This window comes from Sorangium sp. So ce131 (genome assembly GCF_051519095.1).
Classification (GTDB): Bacteria; Myxococcota_A; Polyangia; order Polyangiales; family Polyangiaceae; genus Sorangium.
Window position 1 is genome coordinate 9,178,140 of the sequence record NZ_CP150455.1, and the last position, 24,461, is coordinate 9,202,600.

At 74.5% G+C, this 24,461-nt stretch carries 16 protein-coding genes; 10 read left to right on the plus strand and 6 right to left on the minus strand.

The window, feature by feature from the left end:
- The first annotated feature begins 6 nt into the window (after window positions 1-6).
- A complete protein-coding gene (locus WMF43_RS33125) occupies window positions 7-1,536 on the plus strand; it encodes a hypothetical protein (RefSeq protein ID WP_437670915.1) in 1,530 nt (509 codons plus the stop codon).
- A gap of 122 nt (window positions 1,537-1,658) precedes the next feature.
- Window positions 1,659-5,336 (plus strand): FG-GAP-like repeat-containing protein, encoded by a 3,678-nt coding sequence (locus WMF43_RS33130; protein ID WP_437670916.1) that lies wholly within the window; start codon window positions 1,659-1,661, stop codon window positions 5,334-5,336.
- 100 nt (window positions 5,337-5,436) lie between these two features.
- Here WMF43_RS33130 and WMF43_RS33135 read toward each other — a convergent pair whose 3' ends face one another.
- On the minus strand, window positions 5,437-7,821 hold the full coding sequence (locus tag WMF43_RS33135) for a protein kinase domain-containing protein (RefSeq protein WP_437670917.1): 2,385 nt from the start codon (window positions 7,819-7,821) through the stop codon (window positions 5,437-5,439).
- A gap of 836 nt (window positions 7,822-8,657) precedes the next feature.
- On the opposite strand from WMF43_RS33135, the gene WMF43_RS33140 reads away from it, so the two are divergent.
- From WMF43_RS33140 to WMF43_RS33160, 5 genes are all read left to right on the plus strand, one after another.
- Window positions 8,658-11,312 (plus strand): vWA domain-containing protein, encoded by a 2,655-nt coding sequence (locus WMF43_RS33140; protein WP_437670918.1) that lies wholly within the window; start codon window positions 8,658-8,660, stop codon window positions 11,310-11,312.
- A 61-nt stretch (window positions 11,313-11,373) separates the two neighbouring features.
- The gene (locus WMF43_RS33145) at window positions 11,374-11,709 is read left to right on the plus strand and encodes a hypothetical protein (protein WP_437670919.1); all 336 of its coding nucleotides are present in this window, start codon (window positions 11,374-11,376) and stop codon (window positions 11,707-11,709) included.
- Between the two features lie 160 nt (window positions 11,710-11,869).
- Window positions 11,870-11,998 carry a hypothetical protein gene (locus WMF43_RS33150; RefSeq protein ID WP_437670920.1) on the plus strand — a complete coding sequence of 43 codons (129 nt, stop codon included), beginning with the start codon at window positions 11,870-11,872 and terminating at the stop codon, window positions 11,996-11,998.
- Window positions 11,999-12,257: 259 nt separating this feature from the next.
- Window positions 12,258-12,992, plus strand: coding sequence for a high-affinity nickel-transport family protein (locus tag WMF43_RS33155; RefSeq protein ID WP_437670921.1), 735 nt, complete (start codon window positions 12,258-12,260; stop codon window positions 12,990-12,992).
- 84 nt (window positions 12,993-13,076) lie between these two features.
- A complete protein-coding gene (locus WMF43_RS33160) occupies window positions 13,077-14,042 on the plus strand; it encodes a hypothetical protein (RefSeq protein ID WP_437670922.1) in 966 nt (321 codons plus the stop codon).
- A 115-nt stretch (window positions 14,043-14,157) separates the two neighbouring features.
- Here the strand turns inward: WMF43_RS33160 and WMF43_RS33165 are convergent, their stop codons facing one another.
- From WMF43_RS33165 to WMF43_RS33175, 3 genes are read right to left on the minus strand one after another with little or no spacing between them, the layout of a single operon-like run.
- Entirely contained in the window at window positions 14,158-14,844 is a 687-nt protein-coding gene (locus WMF43_RS33165; RefSeq protein WP_437670923.1) for a hypothetical protein, read from the minus strand.
- On the minus strand, window positions 14,841-16,088 hold the full coding sequence (locus WMF43_RS33170) for an MbnH family di-heme enzyme (RefSeq protein ID WP_437670924.1): 1,248 nt from the start codon (window positions 16,086-16,088) through the stop codon (window positions 14,841-14,843). The genes WMF43_RS33165 and WMF43_RS33170 overlap by 4 nt, the downstream gene beginning before the upstream one ends.
- A gap of 11 nt (window positions 16,089-16,099) precedes the next feature.
- Complete coding sequence (locus WMF43_RS33175; RefSeq protein WP_437670925.1) at window positions 16,100-17,074, minus strand: MbnP family copper-binding protein; 975 nt, start codon at window positions 17,072-17,074, stop codon at window positions 16,100-16,102.
- 259 nt (window positions 17,075-17,333) lie between these two features.
- Between WMF43_RS33175 and WMF43_RS33180 the strand changes: the two genes are divergently transcribed.
- The 3 genes from WMF43_RS33180 to WMF43_RS33190 are packed head-to-tail and all read left to right on the plus strand — an operon-like array spanning window position 17,334 to window position 21,355.
- Entirely contained in the window at window positions 17,334-19,535 is a 2,202-nt protein-coding gene (locus tag WMF43_RS33180; RefSeq protein ID WP_437670926.1) for a TonB-dependent receptor, read from the plus strand.
- Window positions 19,536-19,544: 9 nt separating this feature from the next.
- Window positions 19,545-20,501 (plus strand): hypothetical protein, encoded by a 957-nt coding sequence (locus WMF43_RS33185; protein WP_437670927.1) that lies wholly within the window; start codon window positions 19,545-19,547, stop codon window positions 20,499-20,501.
- Window positions 20,498-21,355, plus strand: a complete 858-nt coding sequence (locus WMF43_RS33190) for a hypothetical protein (RefSeq protein WP_437670928.1) — start codon at window positions 20,498-20,500, stop codon at window positions 21,353-21,355. Before WMF43_RS33185 ends, WMF43_RS33190 begins: the two co-directional genes overlap by 4 nt.
- Before the next feature lie 31 nt (window positions 21,356-21,386).
- Here the strand turns inward: WMF43_RS33190 and WMF43_RS33195 are convergent, their stop codons facing one another.
- A complete protein-coding gene (locus WMF43_RS33195; RefSeq protein ID WP_437670929.1) occupies window positions 21,387-23,132 on the minus strand; it encodes a protein kinase domain-containing protein in 1,746 nt (581 codons plus the stop codon).
- A gap of 74 nt (window positions 23,133-23,206) precedes the next feature.
- The gene (locus WMF43_RS33200; RefSeq protein ID WP_437670930.1) at window positions 23,207-24,436 is read right to left on the minus strand and encodes an NAD(P)/FAD-dependent oxidoreductase; all 1,230 of its coding nucleotides are present in this window, start codon (window positions 24,434-24,436) and stop codon (window positions 23,207-23,209) included.
- Window positions 24,437-24,461: the final 25 nt, after the last annotated feature.

Genomic DNA, 24,461 nt, shown 5'->3' on the forward strand with positions numbered 1-24,461 from the left:
ACCTCCATGCTCGGACCCAGCCCCCGCACCGGCCTGCTCCTGCTCGGCGCGCTCGTCGCGGCCCTCCCGGGCTGCGAGGAGGTGGACGTCTCCATCCCGCTGCCCGCGCAGAGCGGCCCCGCCGGGGTGCTCGACGGCACGGTGACGTACACCGGCCCGCGGCCCTGCACGAAGGGCGGCCACGTCGTCGGCGCCGCCATCGTGCTCGGCTTCGACACGCGCCTCCTGCCCCCGCCGGAGGGGCTCGGCACGTCGGCCGCGAGCATCGACGTGATCCCCGGCGACGAGCTGTTCGGAGGCCTGGGCGCCGCGCTCGATCTGGCCTCGGATGGCTGCCCCGGGCCGGACGACCCGCACGTGACCGTGAGCGCCACCTGGATGTTGTCGCCGCTGCCCGCTGGCACCTACCAGGTCCGCGGCTTTTACGATTACGACGGAGATTTCGACCCGACGTTCGGCATCACCAACCTGCCGACCCAGGGCGACGTGGCCGGCGGCGCGATCGAGAACGCGGCCGAGGTGCTCGCCGGCGCCGCCCCGCGTTACCGCGCGATCGCGCTGCCGTCGGGCGGCGGGGGCGCCATCCCGGAGACGGGGGCGCGCGTCAGCGGGATCGCGGTCGCGCTCGGCGCGCCGCTCCCGCTGGAGCGGCCGATCTTCCACGTCGCGGAGCTGCTCGCGCCGTCCGGCACCACGGAGCGCCCCGAGGAGGTGGTCATGGCCGCCGACTTCCAGCTGGACACGTTCAACCCGGCGAACCCCGGCGGGACGGAGGCGTCGCTCCTGCGCCTGCGGCTCGCCGCCGGGCTGCCCGAGGCCGAGGTCGCGCGCGCGGCGAAGCCCCCGCTGTCGCTGCCGGTGGGCGGCGAGGCCGCGCCGGTGCTCGTGTACGCGCGGCAGGACGTGAACGGCGACGGAGCGATCGACGGCGAGGACCACGTCCTCGACTCGGCGCTGATCCCGGCGCTCTTCCCGATCTCGGTGTTCTCGAAGCTGGGCGGCGACGCCGGGCTGGCCAGCCAGGCCGCGCCCGCGGTCATCCTCCAGGGGCTCACGATCTACGACGATCTGCTGACGACGGCCTTGCTCGGGCCGGAGCCGCTGAACGAGCCGCGGGAGAGCGCGCTCATCGGCGTCCGGCCGGCGGCGCTCTGCCTGCGGCCGACCGAGCCGGAGCGGGGCGGGGTCCTGGTGCTCAGCCACAAGACGGACAAGGGCGGCAGGGACATCCTCCCCGCGCGGGACGTGGAGGGGGTCGAGAAGGCGCTGTCGGCGCAGTTCGGGACCGCGATCAAGATAACGTACGGCTGCCTGCCCGAGGGGCGCTACGCGCTCAACCTCCTCTACGGCACCGGCCAGGCCTGGACCGTGCCCAACGAGGCCGGCGTGTGCGCGCCGTCCGAGGCCGCGCCGTCCGCCGACATCTGCGGCCGGCGACCCCGCCTCGCGTCGCAGGACGTCGTGCTCCGCATCGGCCCCCCGGACGACCCGGCCTACTGCGACGAGTACCCGACCCCGCCGCTCTGCCAGCCCTGAGCGCAGGCGCCGCCCGCGGTCGGGGTTCCGCCGCCTGCGGTCGGGCTCCGCCGCTCGCGGTCGGGTTCCTGCTGAGGAGCCGCGGCGCCCGCGCGCGCGGCGACCGATGGTAGGGTCACGCCATGCGCTGTGCTCGCTTTTCTTCGCTTGGTGTCCTGGGAGCGCTCGGCGGCGCCGCGATGGGCGCGCTCGTCCCGTCCGACGCCTCCGGCGGCTGGCCGCCGCCCATGTCCGCCAGCGCGGCGGACATGGCAGACCCCGCGAACTGGCCGAACGATCCCGCCTACGGCTACTCGGCGACGCAGAGCGGGCAGTGGATCCATTACTCCTTCCTGCCCACCCCGAGCGGGAGCGTCCGCCCCCGCCCGGAGGAGTCGGCCGCCGGCATGTCGATCGATCTCGCCTGGCGGCTCACCCAGGGGGACCCGGACGTCAGGATCGCCGTCACCGACTCCGGCATTCTCTGGGGCGAGGTGGACCTGCTCGAGAAGGCGTGGATCAACCACGGGGAGCTCGCGCAGCACAAGCCGACACGCGCGGGCGGCGAGCCCTGCGGCGGCGAGGGCGCGCTCGCCGGCTTCGACTGCAACGGCGACGGGATCCTCACCGTCGCGGACTACAAGGACACGCCGGCGCTGTCGTCCGGGGGGGCCCCGGACGCGCGGCCCGCGGGCGACAAGAACAGGAACGGGCGGCTCGACGCGGGCGACCTCATCCTCCTCTTCTCGGACGGGATCGACGACGACCGGAACGGCTACGTCGACGACATCGCGGGCTGGGACTTCGTCGACGACGACAACGACCCGTCCGACGACACCCGGAGCGGCCACGGCACCGAGGGCGCGAAGACCGCGGCGGCGCAGACGAACAACCAGGTCGGCGGCGCGGGCGTGTGCCCGAGGTGCAGGTTCATCCCGCTGCGCGTCGGCGACAGCCACGTCGCCGACGCGCAAAACGTCGCCAAGGCGATCCTCTACGCGGCCGACGCGGACGCCGCCGTCGTGCAATGCCCGGTGAGCGCGGTCGACAACACGAGCTTCCTCCAGGAGGCGCTCGACTACGCCCACCGCGAGGGGACGCTGGTCGTGACGTCGGTGGGCAACGTGAGCTCGCGGCACCACGGCGCGCTCGCGATCAACAACCACACGCTGCCCGTCGGCGCCGTCCGCCACGACGGCGAGAGCGTCACGGCGTCGACCACGTTCATCGACGCGGCGCCGTGCTCGAGCTTCGGCGGCCAGAGCCTGCTCTCCGGGTCGAGCCCCGGCTGCGCGAGCGAGGCGGCCGCCGGGGTCGCCGGCGTCGCCGGGCTGCTCTACTCCCTGGCCCTCGAGAAGGGCGTGGTCCTGTCGCCCGGGGAGATGCGGGGCCTGCTCGTCGCGAGCGCGGACGACATCTCCGTGCCGGAGTCGCGGGAGGCGGGCTCGCCGTTCCGGTGGTCGCAGCCGGGGTTCGACCAGCGCTTCGGCTTCGGGCGCGTCAACGCGAGCCGCGCCGCGGAGGCGATCGCGCGCCGGCGCATCCCGCCCTCGGTCGACATCACGTCGCCGCGGTGGTTCAAGGTCCTCTACAAGGATCAGGTCCAGGGGCCGATCCGCATCGAGGGCACCGTCTCGGCGAAGCGGGCGAGCGCCTTCGATTACGCGGTCGAGTGGGCGCCCGGCGCAGCCCCGCGCGACGAGGACTTCCGGCTGATCCGGGGGGAGGCGAACGTCGACTCGGCGATCACCATCGGCAACGACGGCCCGATCGCCTCGCTCGACGTGCGCACCATCGACACGGCCCACGTGCGCGACGCCGACAGCCCCCGCGGCGAGAACGATCGCGCGATCACGGTGCGCATCCGCGCGACCGCCCACTACGGGGGCGACATCGGCGAGGTGCGAGGCGAGGCGCGGCGCACGTATTACGTCGTCGACGGCGATCCGACGCTGGTCTTCGGCTTCCCCTTGCACATCGGCGACAGCGGCGAGGGCAGCCCGAAGCTCGCGGACCTCGACGGCGACGGCCTCCGCGAGCTCATCTACCCGAGCGCCGGCGGCGCGCTGCACGTCCTCGAGGTGACGCTGGAGGGGCCGATGCCGCGGGAGCAGTTCCCCTTCCTGACGGACCGGATCGGCGGCCTGGACGACGATCCCGCGGCGGGCCCGAGCGCGCCGAGCTACCTCGGCGCCGCCGCGTACTCGAGCGCCGGGGTGGAGCCGAAGCTAGGCCGCGAGCCGATCCTGAGCGCGCCCGCGATCGGGGATCTGGACGGCGACGGCGCGCCGGAGATCGTGTTCTCCACCTGGCCCGGGAAGATCTACGTCATCGACGCGCTCGGCGAGCTCAAGGACGGCTGGCCGAAGCGCCTGCCGGAGGTCGCCCGCTGCTCCTTCACCCCCGGCACGCCGGTCGATCCCGGCGCGCCGACGGCGGCGCCGTGCAGCGCCGCGCGCGCCGCGCGGGGCGCGCTGGCCTCGCCGGTCCTCGCGGACCTCGACGGGGACGGCCGGCTCGACGTCATCCAGGCCGCCTTCGACGGCAAGGTCTACGCGTTCGACGCGCGCGGCGAGGCGCTCCGCGGCTGGCCGGTGGAGGTGCACTACGAGGGCCCGCTCGCGAAGGAGCCGGCGCGGAGCCGCCTGCTCGCGACGCCCGCGGTCGCCGACTTCAACGGCGACGGGCGGCCGGACCTGCTCGTCGGATCGAGCGAGCGGCTCGGCGCGGACGGCCAGGCCGGGGCCGTCTACGTACTCGACGCGCGCGGCGAGGACGCGCCGCCGCCCGGGCCGGTGCTCGCGGGGTGGCCCGTCACGCTGGCGTCTCGCTCGCTGGCCGCGCTCGCCGTCGAGGGGATCACGGCCTCGGGCGCGATCGGGCGGTTCGGCGGCGCGCTCGCGGGCGTCGTCCACGGCAGCGGCGCGCTGCCGCTCGTGCTCCCGGCCTCGCCCGGCGCGCAGGAGGATCTGCTTTCGCCGCCCGCTGGCGCGCTGCCGCCGTCGCAGGGTGGCCCGCAGGCCGGGCTCGACCCGGCCTTCGGCCCGCTCTCGGCCGCCGCCGGCGCGCAGGGGATGCTGCCGCTGCTCTCGCACCCGTCGCTCGGCGACGTCGATCAGGACGGCACGCCCGACGTCATCGCGTCGGGCGGCTCCGAGGCGGTCCTGCTGGGCCTCGCGGGCGAGCGCGCGCCGGGGCCGCCCGGGGCCCACCTGCTCGCCGTCTGGAGCGGCAGCTCGGGCGCGATGCTGCCGAGCGCGCCGTTCGTGCTCGAGGATCACGCGCTCTGGAACAGCCAGGCGGTCGTCGACCTGAACGGGGACGGCTACCCCGAGGTGCTGACCGGATCGAGCGGCTACTTCCTCCACGCGTTCGACGGGTGCGGCCGCGAGCCGCCCGGGTTCCCGAAGTTCACGGGGCAGTCGATCGCGACGACGCCCGCGGTGGGCGATCTCGACGGCGACGGGTCGCTCGAGGTCGTGGTGGGCACCCGCGACGGCTGGCTCTACGCCTGGCACACCGAGGCGACGGAGGACGCGACCGTCGCCTGGGAGAGCGTCCACCACGACAACCGGAACACGGGCAACCTCGAGACGCCGCTCGAGCAAGGCGGGCAGTGGAGGGCCGCGCGCCCGCTCACCGCCGAGATCTGCGCCGGGCCGCCGCCGGAGGAGCCGGTGCTGCTGCGGCTGGGCGGCGGCTGCGCGTGCGCGGTGCCGGAGAGCGCGGCGCGGCGCGGCGGCGACGGCGGCGCGGGCGCGGGGCTCTGGGGGGCGCTGCTCGGGGCGGCGGCGCTGTGGTGGAGGCGGCGGAGGGCGTAGCGCCGGGGCGGCGTCCACGCGGCCTCGTTTCGCGCTCGCCGCGCGGCGAGGCTGCCGGGCCGCCGCCGCGGCGACCGGGGCCGCACCTCCGTCGCGCGGCTCAGGTCCACCCGACCTGCAGCACACACGCCCCCGCGCCGCCGGAGCCGCAATGCAGCTCGACGAGGCGGGTCGTGTGGCCCGACGTGGAGAGCAGGGCGCGCAGGAAGCCGCTCGTGTGGCGGCACATCACCGGCGCGAGCCCCTCGGGGAGCCAGAGCTCGACGCGCGCGCCGTGGGTCGAGGTGCGCTCGACCTGGAGGCGCCCCCAGGTGTGGAACCGGCGGAGCAGCGGCCCCGCGACCTCCAGCAGCGCCTCCGGCGTGCGCGCGACCTGGAGCCGGTTCAGCATTTCCGGGAGCGCCGCGCGCGCGAGCGCGGCGCCGAGCGCCTCCACGCCGCCGGGGTGCTCGCCGCCGAGCGCGCGCAGGTAGGCGACGAGGGGCGCCGCCGGGTAGAGCGCCGCGTCGTCGACGGCGGCGGCGAGCGCCTCGCGGTCCTCCGGCACGAGGTGCGCGCGGAGGTCGGCCTCGCCCGCGGCGCCGAGCCGCCGCGCCGCCTCGACCACGGAGAGCCGGAAGACGAGGCCGCGGCTCTGGGGCACGCCGTCGGAGGGCGCCGAGGTCGGGCCCGGGGCGCGCTCCTCGGGGCTCGCGTGGAGCGCGGCCGCGAGCGCGTCGGCGAACGCGACGGGCGAGGCGAGGCGCCGGGACGGCTCCGGATCCAGCGCCCGCGCGAAGAGGGCGTCGACGGCGGGGGAGAGCCCCGGCCGCGCGCGCGAGGCGGGCGTGATCTCCCCGCGCTGCTGCAGGATCAGGGTGCCGATCGAGCTCGCGCCCTGGAAGGGCGCCATCCCCGTCAGCATGGCGTAGGTGACGGCCGCGAGGGCGTACGTGTCGAGCGACGGCTGCGGGTCGGCGGCCTCGGGGATCATCTGCTCCGGGGCCGCGTAGCCGTAGGTCCCGCCCACGAGGTAGGGCCTCCCGCTCCCGAGCCGCAGCCCGAGCCCGAAATCGATGAGCACCGCCCGCTCGATCCGCGTGTCGAGCAGGATGTTCCCCGGCTTCACGTCCGCGTGCACGTACCCCTCGGCGTGCATGCTCGCGAGCGCGCCCGCGATCTGGCGGACGACCGCGGCGACCTGGTGGAGGGGCATGAGCCCGCCGTGCGGCGCGCGGTCGGCGATCTGGCGGTGGATCGACTCGCCCTCGACGTACTCCAGGATGAGGTACATGCGCGCGCCCTGGAGCCTCCCCCAGCCGTAGAGCTGGACGATGCTCGGGTGCCGCAGCCGCACGAGCGCCTCGGCCTCGCGGAGCAGCGCGCCGTCGTCCGGCTCGGTCAGCACCTTGAGCGCGACGAGCTGGCCGAGGAGCTTCTCGCGCGCGAGGTAGACCTGCGACTGCCCTCCCGTGCCCAGGACCGCGGTGATCCAGTACTTGTCGTCGACGAGATCGCCGGGGGCGAGCCGCGGGGGCGGATCGCCGCCGTCGGCCGCGGCGCGCTGCGCGAGCGCCGCGACGCTCTCCGGCGCCCGCGGCGACGTCGCGCGCTCTCTCGCCTCGGTCACCGGGGGCGAGAGGCCGGCGCGCCGCGCGAGCTGCTCGCTCACGAGCCGGGCCGCGAGCTGGAGGGTCGCGACGCTGGCCGCGTCGAACTGCCGGGGCTCGCCGGAGACGGCGCACACGCTCCCGACGGCGCCGACGCCCTCCAGGACGACGGGGAACCCTGCGTACGACCGGACCAAATTCATGGCGACGAGCGGGTTCTCCGACAGCGCGGGGTGCTCGCGGGCGTCCTCGACGATGAGCGGGGCGTTGTCGCGCGCGACGTGCTGGCAGAACGACCACGATCGCAGCGTGCCTCCGGCGATGGAGAGGTCGCGGGGGAGGCCGGTCGCGCCGATGAAGAGCTGCCTCGCGGAGTCGATGATCGTCACGACGCTGACCGGCGTGCCCACGCCGCGCGCGACGAGCTCGGCGACGGCGACGAGCTCGGGGTCGGGCATCGTGCTGCGCAGGCCTCGCCGATCGAGCTCGCCGTCGCGCGCGGGGTCGTCGAGGGGATCGGGGGTCCGGGCCGCGTCGTCGCGGCTCAAGGTGGAGGCGTCGCGCTTCCGGAGGAGGAGCGCGTTGAGGAGCGCCTCCGCGGTCGCCGGTTTGTGGACGACCGCGGCGACGCGCGCGCGGATCTTGTCGAGGAAGGCGCGGAAACGGGAGGTGACGATGAGCGGGGCGGGCGGCGGCGTGGGATCCGCCGCGCGGGCCCAGCCCTCGCGGACGGCGAGATCCAGGTCGGCGACGATGGCGTCGGCGGCCGCGACGTCCTCGGGGGCGGGGCGCGCGCCGGGGGGGATGCGCACCGACCAGCCGGCCGACCGCAGGACCTCGGCCATGTAGTCGCGCTCCGTGGCGATGGGCTCCAGCAGCAGGACGGTGCGTACCATGGCGATGACATCGCCAGCGTATCTCGCCGGGGGGGCGGGAGGCGCAGAGCATGTGTCGGGCGGGATCGAGGCGGGCGGGCGCGGCGTTGGCGGTGAACGGAACGAGCTGCGGAGTTGGGGACAAGGGATGACGGAGGGTGTGTTCCGGGTAACCGGGGCGGGGTCGGGGGTATCCTGGTTTGCGCAGACCTTCATCGGCCCACGCGCGCCGGTGGCTTCGCACGGTGGAGGATCGCAGGGGCAAACGCAGGAGGTTCGCCGTCGGAGAGCGGCACGCTCTGTCTGTCGTCTGTCGTCTGTCGTCTGTCGTCTGTCGTCTCCCGTCTGTCGTCTGTCGTCTCCCGTCTGTCGTCTCTCGTCTGTCGTGATCGTGATCGTGATCGTGATCGTGATCGCTTTGACCGTTGCCCCTCTCACGAGGGCGTCGCTGGGGAACGAGAGACGGGATGATCGAGCACGATCACGATCACGAAAGACGATCACGAGAGACGAAAGACGATCACGAGAGACGAAAGACGATCACGAGAGACGAAAGACGATCACGAGAGACGAAAGACGATCACGAGAGACGAAAGACGAAAGACGAAAGACGAAAGACGGGGGACGAAAGACGACGGACCGGTGGCGCTAAGGGCTACGGATGGCGAAGGCGAGACGGAATCCGGAAACGCGCTCGCTCCCGGAACCTCTCCTCGGGGCGGCTGTCTACCCCCACGCGACGGACAGCCGGCGGTATCGACCGGCCCGCGTCGCCTGCACAGCGCGGCTCCTTGTGATCCCTGCCGTGCCTCTCTCGACGTGAGCGCGCCGCTCCTCGCGGCGCACAGGGGAGATCCATGCTCAACGCGAACACCACCCACGCGCCCCCCACCCCCGAGCCCGCGGTGCGCTCCGTGGAGCTCCTCCTCTCCTGGGGCACGACCATCCTCTTCATCGATCACCTCACCCCTCCGCGCGCGTTCGACCTCGGCGAGGGCCGCGAGGACGGCCGCCCGTGCGACGTCTTCCTCCCCGAGCGCGTGCTCGGCGCGCGCCGAGCGCCCCTCCTCGAGGTGGGCGCCGACGGCCGCGTGCGCTTCGTGCTGCTCGGCGCCGCAACGGGGATCCTCACCCTCGGCGGCACCCCCCTGTCCGCCGCCGAAGCGCGGGAGCGGCACGCCGACGCGACGAGCCCCTCGCTCCCCGGCGCGGTGCTCGTCCCCCTCCCCGCGCACGCCCGGATCGACGTCGAGATCGCCGGCGTCCGGATCCAGGTCGGCGCGGACGCCGCCGCGGGCGAGCGAGTCCGCCGCTCGCTCGTGAGCTGGAAGAACCTCGCCCTGCACGCCGCCTCGGCGGCCCTGCACGCCGGCCTCCTCGGCGCGCTCGCCCTCTGGGCTCCACGCGCCGCGGCCCCCGCGGACGGCATGACCGAGGACCAGATCGCGCTCGTGCAGCGGTACCTCGCGTCCGCGGACGAGCGCGAGCTGCGCGCCTCGCTCGATGAAGAAGCCGCCGCGGAGGCCTCGCGCACCGCCAACGAGGGCGGCACGGGGACGAGGGCCAAAGGCGAGGAGGGATCCACGGGGGACCCGGCCGCACGCTCCTACACGATGGGGAACATGTGGGGCGTGACGGGGCCGCGCGAAGGCCCGCCTCCGCTCGCCGAGCGACAGCTGGCCCTGCGCGACGCCGCGGAGTTCGGGATGATCGGCCTGCTCAACGCCGGGGCCGGCGGCGATCCGAACGCGCCGACCGCGGCGTGGGGCCACGACGGCTCCCCCGGGGGCGCAGGCGGCGCAGGGCTCCCGCTGGACGGCATCGGAGGCTCCTCCGTCGGCGGCGGGGGGCTCGGGCTCAGCGGGATCGGCACGATCGGACACGGCGCGGGCGCGGGCGCGGGCGCCGGCCAGGGCTTCGGCAGCGGGCGCGGGCGCGCCGGCGGCGACCCGAACGCCGCGACCGCCTCGGCGCTCGCCGCGTCCGCTTACGGACCCGCGCCCGAGATCCCCCTCGATCCGAACGGCCGCTTCGCCACCACATACCGCCCAGGGGGAGGCCACCTCGCCGCGTTCGAGGCCGCCGTGGCCCGCGGCGTCGTGCCCGCCGAGGAGCGCGCGCTCATCAGCGACGTCGGCGCCCGTTACGCCCCCGCGATCCCGATCGAGCCCGGCAAGGCCCTCGGGCTGCGCGTCGACCTGGAGCGCGGCGCGCTCGCCCCGGGCGGAGGCGGCTTCCACCTGCGCCTCGCGCTCCGCTCCGCCGCGGCCGCGCCGGCCGCGCGGCCGCGCCTCTCGGTGCACCTCGTGCTCGATACGAGCGGATCGATGGCGGGCGAGGCGATCGCGAGCGCCCGCCGCGCCGCGCAGGCGCTCGTCGATCGCCTCGCGCCCACGGACGACTTCTCGCTCACCACGTTCTCGAGCGGCGCCGACGTGCTGATCGAGGACGGCCCCGTCGGCGCGCGCCGCGAGAAGATCCGCGACGCCATCGCCGGGATCAGCGAGGGCGGCGGCACGAACATCGGCGCGGGGCTGTCGCGCGGATACGCCCAGGCGAGCAGGCCCGGCATTCCCGAGGACGCCGTGCGCGTCGTGCTGCTCGTCTCCGACGGCCGCGCGACGAGCGGGCTCACCCGGCGCGACCAGCTCGCGTGGCTCGCGCTCGACGCGTTCCAGCGCGGCATCCAGACGAGCGCGATCGGGCTCGGCGGCGACTTCGACGGTGAGCTCATGAGCTCGGTCGCGAGCGACGGGGCGGGCGGCTACTATTACCTGCGCAATCCCGATCAGATCGCGCAGGCGCTCTCGACCGAGCTCGACAAGCGCCTCGACCCGGTCGCGACCGCGGTCGAGGTGCGGCTCCGCCTGAAGGGCGGCATCGACCTGCTGCGCGTCTACGGATCGCGCCGTCTCAACGAGGCCGAGGCGTCCCGCGTGCGCGCCCAGGAGGTCGCGGCGGACGTCGCCGCGCTGTCGCGGCACCGGATCGCGGCCGATCGCCGCGAGGACGCCGAGGGCGGCATGCGCTTCTTCATGCCGGTGTTCGCCCGCGATGACCGGCACGCCCTGCTGCTCAAGCTGAGCGCCGGCCCGGGCGCGGGCAAGCGGGCCGTGGCGACCGTCGAGATCAAGTACAAGGATCACCTCGCCAGAAAGAACGTGATCGAGGAGATCCCGATCGAGGTGCGTTATGCGGACAGCGACGCGGCGAGCGCGGCGTCCGTCGACGCCTCGGTGGCGCGGACGCTCCAGGGGTTCGCCGCGGGCGAGGCGCTCGCCGAGGCGGCGGCGCGCGTCGGGCGCGGCGACCGCGGCGGCGCCGCCGCGCTGCTCGCCGAGCGCGAGGGCATCCTCCACGAGGCCGCGGCCCAGCTGAAGGAGCCGCTCTTCCTGGAGGACGCGTCCCGCCTCGCGCGCCTCCGCGCACACATCGGCGCAGACCATGGACTCGGCGAGCCGCTCGTGCTCGCGATGCTGCTGGAGACGGCGGGCCGATCCCTCCTGCACTGATGCGCAATCGCGGCGCACTTACGGGCGTCGACCGCGGTCAGGTGGTACCCTGAGCTCGGCCATGACAGAGAGAGTCACATCGACCGGCCGCGCTGCGCTGCGAGAGTCGCTGCTCCAGTTCTCCGCCTTCGCCGACGCGCTCGAGTCCCGTGCCATGCGCGAGGCGATCGAGGCCTGCATCACCGTCCTGGACGCCCCAGGCCCGCTCGATAAACGTGTCCTGGCCCCCTGGCTCAAGGTCGTCCACGAGCGCGCGGCAGAGGTGTTTCGGCAGGGCATCCGCGAGACCACGGGGACGCTGCGCGAGCAGATGGAGCATGGCTTGAAGCAAGCTGAAGAAGACGCCATCTGGATGCAGCAGGCGATCGACGCGCTGAGTCAAGAACGCTCGAACTAGTCTGCTGGGCGGAGACGACGCCTGGTGAACGGTGGATGGAGGTGCTGGCTACAAGGACCCTGGATTGGTTAGGGCACGCCGAAGCAGAGCTCGCAGAGAACGGATCTCCTCATGAGAGGAGCACGCCATCAGCGCCGTGCGCATGTTCTGCTGAGCTCTCATGACGGTGTGGCGAAGCGTCGTTTTCGGATCGAGATCGCTGGTCTTTCTCGAGCTGCCCAGGGAGCGCACCGGGAGCTTCCGTCCGCCGGGCGAGGTGGACGACGAGGTCGAGCTCTGCAGGGGGTGATCGCGGGTCGGCGCAGCGGACATGCTGGGCTGAGATGACGAGTCCAGCGGCGCGATCGCCGGGGTGACGGCGCGACGACGGTGGACGATGGCGATCTCCTCCATGCGGGTGGCGATCACCTTCTCCCGGCCGCAGGCGCGCGCACATTCTCCCGGCTGCAAGCGCGCGCACGAGGCCGGCGGGTGGCGCCGGGCCCCCTGTGGGCGATGCGGCCACGAGAGCGTAGCACGGCGCACGCGGACCGTGCTACGAACGCAGCATGATCGCCTCGGCGTTCCCGTTGTTGCTCCTCGGCTTCTCCCTCGGCATGCGCCACGCGACCGACGCGGATCACGTGATCGCGGTGGCGACGATCGTGAGCCGGGTCCGGAGCCTCGGCGTGGCGCTGCTGATCGGCGCGATGTGGGGTCTGGGCCACACGATCACGCTGATGGTGATCGGCGGCGCGATCCTCGTGTTCGGGCTGGTGGTGCCGCCGCACGTCGGGCTGGCGATGGAGCTCACGGTGGCGCTGATGTTGATCAGCCTCGGGCTCTACCATCTGACGCGGCTCTACCGGGCGGTCCGGCGGGGCGAGCCGCCGGCGCAGGGGGCGGAGCACCACGATGGCCACCGGCACGACCTCGGCTGGGCGGATCGTGTGTTCGGCGGGTCGCGCCTTTACGTGAGCCTGCGGCCGCTGCTCATCGGGGTGGTCCACGGGCTCGCGGGCTCGGCGGCGGTGGCGCTCCTGGTGCTCACCACGGTGCGGGACCCGCGCTGGGGCGTCGGCTACATCGCGCTGTTCGGCGCGGGCACGGTCGCCGGGATGATGCTGATCACCGGCGTGCTCGCGCTGCCGTTCGCGTACACGCGCGCCCGCTTCGGCGGGATGCACCGCGCGCTCGGCGCGGCCGCGGGCCTCCTCAGCGTGGGGTTCGGCCTGTTCCTGGCTTACGACATCAGCATCGGGTCCGGCCTGTTCACGGCGAACCCGCAGTGGACGCCCGGCTGAACGCGCGCGGCGGAGCGCGCCGGGCGCTCGCGTCACGCGGGATCCCTGGCCAGCCTTGTGAGGCACGGAGCTAGGATCGCTCCCATGCCCCCGCAGCGAATGCTCCTCGCCGCCGTCGCCTTCCTCGCGGCCTGCCGCGGCGCTCCGGCCGGCGGCGGCGCTGCCTCCGCCGACCCGCCCGCCGCAGCGGCGACCTCCGCGCCCGCTGCGGCGTCGCCGTCGGCCTCGCCGGCCGCAGACCCGGCCGCGGCGTCGGCGGCCCCGGCCCCGGCTCCCGCTTCCGCGGCCCCGTGCGGCGCGCTCGGCTGCCTCGCCTTCGACAGCCCGGCGCAGGCGTTCGCCCACGTCCTCCGGGGCGGTCCGCGCGTGCTCGCCGTGGGCGAGCCGCACGCGCAGCAGGGGTCCGAGGGCATCCCCTCGGCGACCCGGCGCTTCACGGAGCTCTTCCTGCCGGCGCTCGCCGGCCGCGCCTCCGACCTGATCGTCGAGCTCTGGATGGCAGACCCGCGCTGCAACAAGGAGAAGGTGGCGCAGGTCGCGAAGGAGCAGAAGGCGGTCACCCAGAGCCAGGCCAAGGACAACCAGGGCGAGTTCCTCGCGCTCGGCAACGAGGCGAAGCGGCTCGGCATCCAGCCCTACCTGCTCGAGCCCTCCTGCGAGGAGTACGACGCCATCGTGCGCGCAGGGCCGGACGCGGTGACCGCGATGCTCGAGATGATCGCGCGCCTCACCGCGGCCAGGGCGAAGGCGCTGCTCGCCCGCGACGCCGCCTCCGGCAAGATGGTGATCGCGTACGGGGGCGCGCTGCACAACGACGTCGCGCCGAGGCCGGGGCGCGAGCGCTGGAGCTTCGGACCGGAGCTGTCCGCGTTCACGGGCGGCAAGTACGTGGAGCTCGACATCATCGTCCCCGAGTTCATCAAGGACTCGGAGACCTGGCGGGCGCTGCCCTGGTATCCCCACTTCGATCGGGAGAGGCACCCGGACAAGGCGGTGCTCTTCAACCCCACGCCGGGCTCGTACGTGCTCATCTTCCCGCGCTCGTCCTGAGGCTGCCCCCGCGACCGGCCAGCGGGCGGCGCGGGGCGCCCATCGCGCGGGCGCGCGGGGCGCCCATCGCGCGGGCGCGCCGCGCACCCATCGCGCGGGCGCGCCGCGCGACGGCTCAGGGCGTGATGGTGAAGGTCACCGGCTCGCCCTCGAACGGGCCTCCGCCCGGCGCCACGCGGTTGCTCTCGAACACCGCGTTGACCACATTGGCCGTGATCGGCCCGCCAGCCGATCGGAGCTTGTCCCAGGCCGCCGCGTCCGGCGTGTAGCTCAGCTCGGTCGTGAACACGCGGAGCAGCCCCTCGCGCTCGGCCGTCGAGAACACGAGGAAGTACGCGCGCCCGTTGACCGGCGTGCCGTGGGCCTCTGCCGCGCGCGCCGGCCCGAGGAGCGCCGCGAGCTCCGCCCAGGCCCGCGCGCCGGCGCCGAGCTCCCGCCCCGCCGGCGCGGCCGCCGCGAGACGCAGCGCCGGCGCGATCCGCGGCGCCGACCCCTGCGCCGCGCCCGCGACGTGGAACGTCAGCTCCGGCGCGGCGTCGCCGGGGAGGGTCGCGCCGCCCTCGGGCGCGTCGAAGACCGTCGCTTGCGAGGGCTCGGTCTTCGGCGCCACCGCCAGCAGCGCGACCAGCGCCTCGTCGGTCGCCCCGCCCTCGAACACGACGTCCTCGATCTCCGGCCCGGACGACGAGTGATCGTCCTCGTGGTCATGGCCGCCGCACGCCCCCGCGTACATCGCCCCGGACAAGGCCGCGGCCAGCGCTGGAATCAGGAGCGCGCGACGCGCAGTTCCCCTCAGGTTCATGGCTCCTCCGCCCAGGGATCCGCGAAGCGCGGGTCCTCCAGAAACTCATCGTCGGTCAAGCTCTTCAAGAAGGCGATCACGTCTGCTCTCTCCTCTTCCGTGAGAGCGAAGCCGCTGATGAGCTCGCTCTTGTACTTGTTCTCGCTCCCCACGCCGGCGTTGGGGCCGGACTCGATCGTGCGGCCGCCCGCCGCGTAGTGATCGAGCACGCCCTCGAGCGTCTCGATGCTGCCGTCGTGCATGTAAGGCGCCGTGACGGCGATGTTGCGCAGCGTGGGCGCCCGGAACCGGCCCATGTCGGCGGCGTCGCCGGAGACGTCGAAGACCCCGGCGTTCCCCTGGGGGTAAGCGCCGGTCCCGCCGATGTTGTAGAGCCCCGTGTTGTGGAACATCACCTCTCGGAACGTCGTGCCGTCGTGCTCCACGGAGTCCGACAGGTTGAACCCGCCGTGGCAGTGGAAGCACTCGAGCTTCTCGGAGAAGAAGAGTTCCTTGCCGCGCAGCGCCGCCTCCGACATCCCCGAAGGATCGCCGCCGTAGGTGTACCGGTCGTAGGGCGACCGGTACGAGAGCAGCGACCGCTCGAATGCCGCGATCGCCTTCGTGATGTTGACGAGCCGGATGGGGTCGTCGTCCTCCGGGAACGCCTCGGGGAAGAGGTCCTGGTACAGCGGCTCGTCCCGCAGCCGCTCGATCAGCTCCTCCTCCAGGCCCGCGAGCCCGAGCTCGACCGGCGTCTCGCCGAACATCGGCAGGAGCGCCTGCTCCTCGAGCGAGTCGAGGAGCGGATTCCCCCAGGTCAGCACGGTGAGATAAGCGACGTTGACCAGGCTCATCGAGCCGCGCGTGTGCATCTGGCCCGTGGACCCTGCAGCGCTCGGGAGGCCGTCGGTGAACGCGATCTCCTGGCGATGGCAGGAGGCGCACGAGTACGTGCCGTTGCCGGACAGGCGCCTGTCGTAGAAGAGCCGCTTCCCGAGGTCGACCTTGACGGCGGACATCGGGTTGTCCTCCGGGACCTTCGGCACCGGGTAACCTGGCGGCAACCCCCAGTCGTAGGCGACGGCGTCCGATCCCCCACCGCCCGCTCCGCCCCCGCCGCCCTGACCCCCGGCGCCAGGCTCCGGTGACCCGCCCGCGCCCGGCGTCGCTGCGTCGTCGCCGCAGCCGCCGGAGAGGGCCGCGACCGCGGCGAGGAGCGACGGCGCGACGAAGCGGCGAAGCATGATTCCAAGGACCGACATCGGCATGACTCCTATTCTACCCGGAAGAACGCCTGCTGGTCAGGGTGCGCCGATCCGTCGTCGAGGTCGATCCCGAGCCGGACGAACAGCGGCGTACAGTCAGCGTCTGTCGGGTCCGACATGCACCCGGGCGGACCGCCGGCGTTCGCGCTCAGATCGCTGTCCTGCACGAGAGCCGCGTAGTCGACGACCACCTTCGTCGCGAGCGGGTCGACGCCCGTGAGCACGACCTCCGCGACGTTCGGTCGATCACACGCGCTCACCCCGCCGTTCTCGCCGGGGATGCAGCCCGTGCTCCCGAGGTGCAGGATGAACGGGACCTCTCCTTCCACGGAGACGCTGTCGATCCGCACGAACTTGTACCCGGCGTTCCAGCCCCAGAACAGCCCAGACAGGTTGAGCGGCGACGCCGCCACCGACGCGTCGCCGTGGTTGAGCTCGAACGGGACTCCCAGCTTGAACGACAGCCCGTCGTACTCCCCGGCCGGGACGGTCCCGCGCACCAGGCCGTTCGTCGGCTCCGTCCCGTTATCGCAGCTGCCCGACTTGTCCTCGAAATCCAGGAGGACGACATTTTGATACTGCCACAAGCCGTCCTGATCGAGCGCGACCGGAACCTCCTCGCCGTCGGCGCGGCGCAGGCGGACATCGTGGATGTAGAGGCGGAAGTCGGTGAGCCTCACTTCCGTCGCCGCGACGCCGGCGGTGTAGGTCTCGCTGCACGAGAAGACCTCGTCGCGGACGCGGCCTTCGAACTGCAGCTCCACCGCGGTCGTGCCGTCGCCGCCTCCGCCGCCGTTCCCTCCAGCGTCGCCGTCACCGCCGCCGCCACCGTCTCCTCCGCCGCCGCCGCCGTCGCCGGCCCCCGTGGAGCTCGACGCGCCGTCGTGAGGGTTCACCGTCTCCCCGCCACTGCAGGCCACGAGCGCGAGCGCCGCCCCCGTCAGAAGAAACAAGTGCCGTGTTGCACGCAGACCGGATTTCATGAAGAGGCCTCCTGAAGAACGCCGCGCGACACGCTAGGCCACGCTGCAATGAATTTGGAATGCGACATCTTGTCGCAAGTCGCGGGCGCGATCCGCCCCAGAGCCCGAGTCCGACTCGAAGCGAATCCGCGGCCGAACCGGCGCCGTCCCGGCTCGCCTGGAACGTCCAGCAGACCCGATGGACCGCTCCCGGACGAGCGTTCCGCACGCGAGCCGTAGCACGAGCCGAAAAGATCGTGCTACGGTCCCGCCCGGCTGGATGCAACCCGTCTTGCGAAGGGCGCTCGCGCCGCTCCTTATCACCGCGACCACTTGGCCGGCGAGCGCCAGCGACGGCGCCGCGCCGTCGCCCGGGGCGGCCGCAGCCGAGGGGCCCGCCGTCGCCGCAACCGAGGGACCCGCCGTCGCCGTAGCCGACGGCTCGCCGGCCTCGCCGGGGGGCGGCGAGCCCGCCGGTCAGGCGGCCGGCGGCGACGCGCCGGTCACCGTCGTCGTGCGGGGCGCGGCGCCGCCGCGCAGCGCGTCCGAGTCGGTCCGGGAGCGGGCGGAGATCCGGGCCGCGCCGCACCACACCGCGAGCGACGTGCTGCAGCTCGTGCCGGGCGTGTTCGCCGCCCAGCACGGCGGCGAGGGCAAGGCGCACCAGATCTTCTTCCGCGGCTTCGACGCGGCGCACGGGCAGGACATCGAGATCTGGGTCGCGGGCGCGCCGGTCAACGAGGTCTCCAACGTCCACGGGCAGGGCTACGCCGACCTCCACTTCGTGATGCCCGAGGTCATCCGCGAGCTGCGCGCGCAGCCGGGCTCGTACGACCCGCGCCAGGGAGACTTCGCCGTCGCCGGCACGATGCGCTTCGAGCTCGGCTACGACGAGCCGGGGATCACCGCGACGGCCGGCGCCGGCTCGTTCGGCGCGCGCCGGCTCTTCCTCGCCTACCACCCCGAGCAGGCGGACGAGGCCACGTTCGCCGCCTTCGAGGCCCAGGAGACCGACGGGTTCGGCCCCGCCCGCGCCGCCAGCCGGGCGTCGCTCGTCGCGCAGGCCGTGCTCCAGCCGTCCGAGCGGATCACCGCGCGCGTGATGGCCTCGGCGTTCGCCGCGCGCTTCGGCTCCGCCGGCGTCCTGCGCCTCGACGACCTCGAGCAGGGCAAGGTCGACCGCTTCGCCTCGTACGACCCGAAGCAGGGGGGCGACTCCTCGCGCGCGCAGCTCGTGCTCGACGTGCGCGCGCCCGGCGGCCGCGGGGAGGGGCTCTCGATCGCGCCGTTCGTCGTCCTGCGCTCGCTCCGGCTGCGCTCGAACTTCACCGGCTACCTCGCGGATCCCGTGTCCGGGGACGCGACGCAGCAGCTCAACGAGGCGCTCACGCTGGGCGCGGTCGCGTCGTACCGCCTCCGGTTCCCGCTGCTCTCCGAGCGCGACGCGCTCGAGGCGGGCGTCGTCGCGCGCAGCGACTGGATCAACCAGTCGCAGCGGCGCCTCGCCGCCGTCGACGACCGGCCGACGGCGACGCTCGTCGACGCCCGGGTGCGCGCGACCGACCTCGCCGGCTACCTCGACGCGTCGATCCGGCCCGCGCGGCGGATCGAGCTGCGCGGCGGGCTGCGCGTCGACGGGCTCGCGTTCCAGGTCGTCGAGGGCGCCGCCGAGGCCGCGCAGGCGCGCGGCGCGCAGGGCGTCCACGTGGGCGGCAAGGGCACGATCGACGCGGCGCTGCTGCCCGGGCTGCACGCGCTCGCCAGCGTCGGCCAGGGGTTCCGCTCGCCGCAGGCGCGCAGCCTCGGCGACGGCGAGCGGACGCCGTTCACGCGCGCGCTCTCCGCCGAGCTGGGCCTCCGCTACGCGGACGAGCTCGCGCGGGCGTCGGTCGCGCTCTTCCACGCGCGCCTCGGTGAGGATCTCGTCTTCGACGAGGCGACGGGCCGGAACGAGCCCGTGCCCGCGACAGCGCGCACCGGGGTCGCCCTCGACGCCGTCGCGCACCCCGCGCCGTGGCTCGTGTCGAGCGCCGGGATCACCTACACGCGCGCCGCCTTCACCGCCTCCGGCGGGCGCGCCACGTGCGGCGACGCCTACGCCGCGGGCGACCTCCTGCCGTTCGTCCCGCAGGTCGTCGCGCGCACCGATCTCGCGGTGACCCCGCGCCTCGGCGCGCTCTTCGGCCGCCCCCTGGAGGCGCGCGCCGGCGCCGGCGTGACGCTGCTCCACCGCCGCCCCCTGCCGTGCCGGGAGCTCGGCCGCGACGCGCTGCTCGCCGACGTCACCGCGCACCTCCGCTACCACCGCGTCGAGCTGGGGGTCGACGTCCACAACCTCCTCGACGCGGCCTGGTTCGACGGCGAGTTCGTCTACCCCTCGAGCTTCACCCACGGCGCCGCGCCCGATCGCCTGCCCGCGCGGCACGTCACCGTCGGCGCGCCGCGCAGCTTCTTCGCCTCGCTCTCCCTCTACCTAGGCTGAGGTTCCTCGATGGTGTCCTTCCCCGTTCCTGGCACACGTTGGCGCCGCCCGGCGCGTCCCGCGCAATCGGCGCAATCGGCGCAATCCGCGCGACCCACGCATCCCGCGCGCTCCGCCGCGATCCTCGCCGCCGCGGCGCTCGCGTCGTCCGCGCTCGCCGCCGGCTGCGGCGCGGACGACGCGACGGGCGGCAGGCGCCTCACGCTCGCGACGCAGATCGCCCCCGACGCGGCGTCGGTCGCGCCGTTCACGAACGCGCTCGGCTGGACGGTCACGCTGTCGAAGGCGCACCTGTCGGTCGGGCCGCTCTACTACTTCGAGGGCGCCCCGTTCACGGCGCGGCGCGAGGATCCGGGGCGCGGCGTCGCCCCCGCGCTGCTCGAGCGCCTCGCCCGGTGGGCCGTGCCCGAGGCGCACGCGCACCCGGGCCATTACCAGGCCGGCGAGGCGAGGGGCCAGATGACGGAGGCCACCTCGGTCGACCTGCTGCGGGGGACGACGGCGCTCGCGGACGCGGACGCCGTGAGCGGCGTGGTGCGCTCGGCGCGCTTCACGTTCGGCGCGCCGCCGACCGGCCCGCTCGCCGGCGCGCTCGAGGGGCGCGTGGTCGTCGTCGAGGGGCGCGCCGAGAAGGGCGACATCACGCGCGCTTTCCGCGCGCGCGCCGCGGTCGAGGACGTCCTCAACGCGGCCGGGGAGCCCGCGGTCGAGGGGTGCGTCTTCGAGGAGGTCTTCGTCGACGAGCCCGGCGTCGTCACGCTGGTCGTGAAGCCGGCGGTGTGGCTCGACCAGGTCGACTTCGAGGAGGCGGCCGCCGGCGAGGAGGGCGAGGAGGGCGCGGACGGCGCGCCGGTCGATCTCCCGCCCGGGAGCCAGGCCCAGCGCGGCTTCACGCGGGGCCTCAAGAAGGGGACCGCGTACACGCTCTCGTTCACGCCCAGGTCCCCCGAGGAGGAGAAGCCATGAGGAACATCGAAAGAATGTGCGCGGCGGCCGTGTCGCTCGCCGCGGCGGTGCTGGCGGGCTGCAGCGGCGGCGACGCGTCGGGGACCGGGAGCGTGGCCTTCTCGACGTGGGGAGAGGCCTACATCGAGGAGCAGATCCCGGCCAGCGATCTCGAGGACGGCTGGAGCATCCGCTACGAGAAGTTCCTGCTCGTCCTCAGGAACGTGACCGTCGCCGACCGCGACGGCAACGTCGGGGCGACCATGCAGGGCTCGATCCTGGTCGATCACACGAAGCCCGGCCCGAAGCCGGTGGCGACGTTCGAGGGCCTCGAGGCGAAGCCCTGGGAGCGCGTCTCCTTCGAGATCAGCCCGCCCGACGCGGACACGGCGCTCGACGGGGCGACGGAGGAGGACCGGGCGCTCCTCCTGGACGCGGGCGCGTCGGTGCACGTCGAGGCGACCGCGCGCAAGGGCGACGTCGAGAAGCACATCAACTGGACCTTCACCGCCGCGACCCGCTACGCCGAATGCACGGGCGAGAAGGACGGCAAGGAGATCGAGGGCGTGCTCGTGACGAACGGCGGCACCGACCTCGTGGAGCTCACGATCCACGGCGACCACCTCTTCTACGACGACCTCCAGGCCGCGGCGGCGAAGCGCCGCTTCGGGCCCATCGCGGCCGCGGACGCCGACGACGACGGCGCGGTCACGCAGGAGGAGCTCGCGGCGGTGCGCCTCGTCGCGATCGAGGAGGGCCCCTACGGCACGGGCAGCGCCGGCGACGTCAACGACCTCGGCGCCTTCGTCGCGGAGCTCTCGCGCACGATCGGGCACTTCCGCGGCGAGGGCGAGTGCGTCTCCGGCGACCTGTGACCCGGCCCGGCGGCCCGGCCGCCCGGCGCGATCACTCGATCGCGACCGTGGTCGAGACCGCCTGGAGCTCACTGCCGTCGAAGGGCGGCACCCGCGCGGAGCTGAGCAGCATCTGGGCGCAGAGCGCGGACGGGGTCGCCGCGATCTGCGGATCGGTCGAGACGCGCTGCACCGCGCCCGAAGGGTTGAAGAACACCCGCGCCGTCACCGCCTTGGGCCCCGCCTTGCCCTTGCAGTGAATCCGCGCCCCCGCCGCTTTCTGCTGCAGCGACGCGTGGGCGGCGGCGTGATCGAACGGCCTCGCCGCGCTCGGCGCCGCGGTCGTCGCAGGTGCGGACGCCGCCCCGGACGCCGGCGCCGACGCGGACGCGGACGCCGGCGCCGACGTCGGCGCGCCACGCTCGGGCGACGGGCGCGTGGCCCTCGGCAAGGCCGCCGGCGCCGGCTTCTGGTCGACGGCCGTCGCCTCCTCGCTGCCCGCCGGCGCCGGCGGGCGCACGGCCTCGCCGCTGCCCGGGTCGGGCGCGGCGAGGCTCGCCGGCTCGCGCTCGGGCGGGCCTTGCGGCTCCGGGACCTCGCGCTGGCCGCCGGAGACGTAGAACGCGATCGCCGCCGCCGCCGCGCCGCCGAGCAGGGCGACCGCCAGCAGCGGGAGCCCCCACCTGCCCTTGCGCGGGCCCTCCGCCGGCGCGGCGCTCGCCGGCGCCGAGGTGGGCGACGCGCCGCGCGCGGTCGCGTCGACGGCGTCGACGGCGCGCGCGCGCTGCGACTCCGGCGCCCCGGCCGCCCCGCTCGCCGCGCCTCGCGAGGCCGGCGCTCCCCCCAGCGGTCCGGCCGGCGGCCGCGAGCTCATCACCGCCACGGGGCGCACGCTGCGCGGATCGATGAAGAGCGCGGGCCGGAGCGCGTCGAAGGCGTCCTGCGCCGTCGGGAACCGCTGCGACGGGTCGCGCGCCACGCAGCGCGCGAACCAGGCGTCGAACGGGTGCACGATGCAGCCGGCGCGCCCGAGCGCCGTCGCGCGCATCGACGCCAGCTCGATCGGCTCGAGCAGGATCTCGCGGAGCAGCACGGGCATCGCGATGCCCATCGGATCGTTCGCGGCGCGCCAGTACATGCGCCCCGTGAGCATCGCGAACGCGATCAGCCCGAGCGGCCACACGTCGGTGGCCGGCGTGATCGCCGCGCGCGCCTCGGTCTGCTCGGGCGCCATCCACAGCGGCGTCCCGAGCGACGCGGTCGCCATCGTGCTCGCCTCCGCGGCGATCCTCGCGATGCCGAAGTCGAGGACCTTGACCGACCACGGCGCCGTCGCGCTGTGCGACTTCGCGAGGAAGATGTTCTGCGGCTTCAGATCCCGGTGGACCACGCCGGCCCGGTGGGCGGCGCCGAGCGCGTGGCAGAGCTGCCGGAAGATGTCGTAGAGATCCTGCGGCGAGAACAGGCCGCACCGCTTCAGCCGCGCCGCGAGGTCCTCCCCCTCGAGCAGCTCCATCGCGAGCCACGGCACGCCGCTCGCCTGGTCGACTCCCGCGCCGATCACCTGCACGACGTGATCGCTCTCCACGAGCGCGCCCACGCGCGCCTCCTGCTCGAACCGCTCGCGCAGCCGGGGGTCGGCGCAGAGCTGGGGGTGCATCAGCTTGAGCGCCCGCAGCTTGCCAGTGCTCGTCTGCTCGGCGACGTACACGGCGCCCATACCGCCGGCGCTGAGAGGCCGAACGATCCGGAACTCTCCGAAGAGCATCCCGGCCGCCGGCTGGAACGGCACGGTCATATGGCCGCCGATGCTAGCACGCTCATCCTCCAGCGCGGTGCGCGCGCTCGCGGCGCCGCGCCGCGAGCTGCCCGTCACGTCGAGGCCGCGGCGCGCGGCGGCAGCGAGGAGAGGAGCCGCTCGATCCCGATCCGCCCCACGAAGAGCGCCCCGGTCGACGCGGCGCGGAGCGCGCCCAGCGCCGGCTGGCGGGCGCCGGCGAAGTGGCGCATGCCGAAGCGCAGGAACGACGGCTCGTCGCAGAGGTAGCGCTCGATGCGCTCGCGCGGCGCGCCGTAGAAGCCGCGCATCACCCGGCGCCGGAAGCGGATGTCCAGGCCGAACAGCGAGCGCGCGACGCGCTGGTTCCAGTCGTGGAAGCGGAGGTCGCGGGCCTCGAGCTTCTCGGCGAGGTACGCGCCGGCGAGCGCGCCGTACGCGATCGCCTGGGCGATCCCCTCCCCGAGCATCGGATCGATGCCCGCGGCCTCGCCGACGAGCAGCGCCCCCGGCCGCGCGATCGCGTCCCCCCGGTCGAGGCCGCGCTCGGCGAAGCGCTTCTGCCGGTAGCGGTCCGGGTCGAGGCCGAGGGCGGAGAGCCGGCTCCGGAGCACGCGCTCGGCGTCGGGCGCGGGGCGCCCCGCGGCGACGGCGCCCCCGTGCAGCACGTACGCGCCGCGGCAGACGAGCTCCCGCCCCCCCACGATCGTGGGGAAGTCCCAGAGGTACCCGGCGAACGATCGATCGCGCATCTCGAAGTGCAAGAGATCGCGCGCGCGATCGCCCGCGACCGGCTCGGTGTCGACCTCGACGGCCTGCGCGCGCAGCCGGCCGAACGGCAGCCCCATCGCGCGGCGGACGACGCTGCCGACGCCGTCCGCGCCGACGGCGACGCGCCCGTGGAACGCCCCGGCCGAGCTCTCCACGAGCGCGCCCCGGGGCCCCAGCGAGAGGCCCGTGACCCGCGCCCCCTCGACGATCCTGACGCCCCGCGCCCGCGCCGCGAGCGCGAGCGCGCGATCGAACTCGGCGCGGCGGACGACGCGGCCGATGTTCCCCTCGCGCAGCGCGACCTCGCCGGCCTGGAAGGCCGCGCTGACGCCGCTCACCGCGACCGAGGGCACGTCGATCGTCACCCCGATGGTCGAGAGCGCCTTGTCCGCGCGCCCGCCGAGCCCGCCCGCGCAGCACTTGTCCCGCGGGTACCGCGCCTTCTCGAGCACCACGATCCTGTCGGCGAGCGCCGGGCGGTGGTGAGCGAGGAAGAGCGCCGTGCTCACGCCTGCCGGCCCGCCGCCGACGATCACGACTTCGTTCGCCGCCATGCGGCGCCCGCTCTAGCACGGCGCC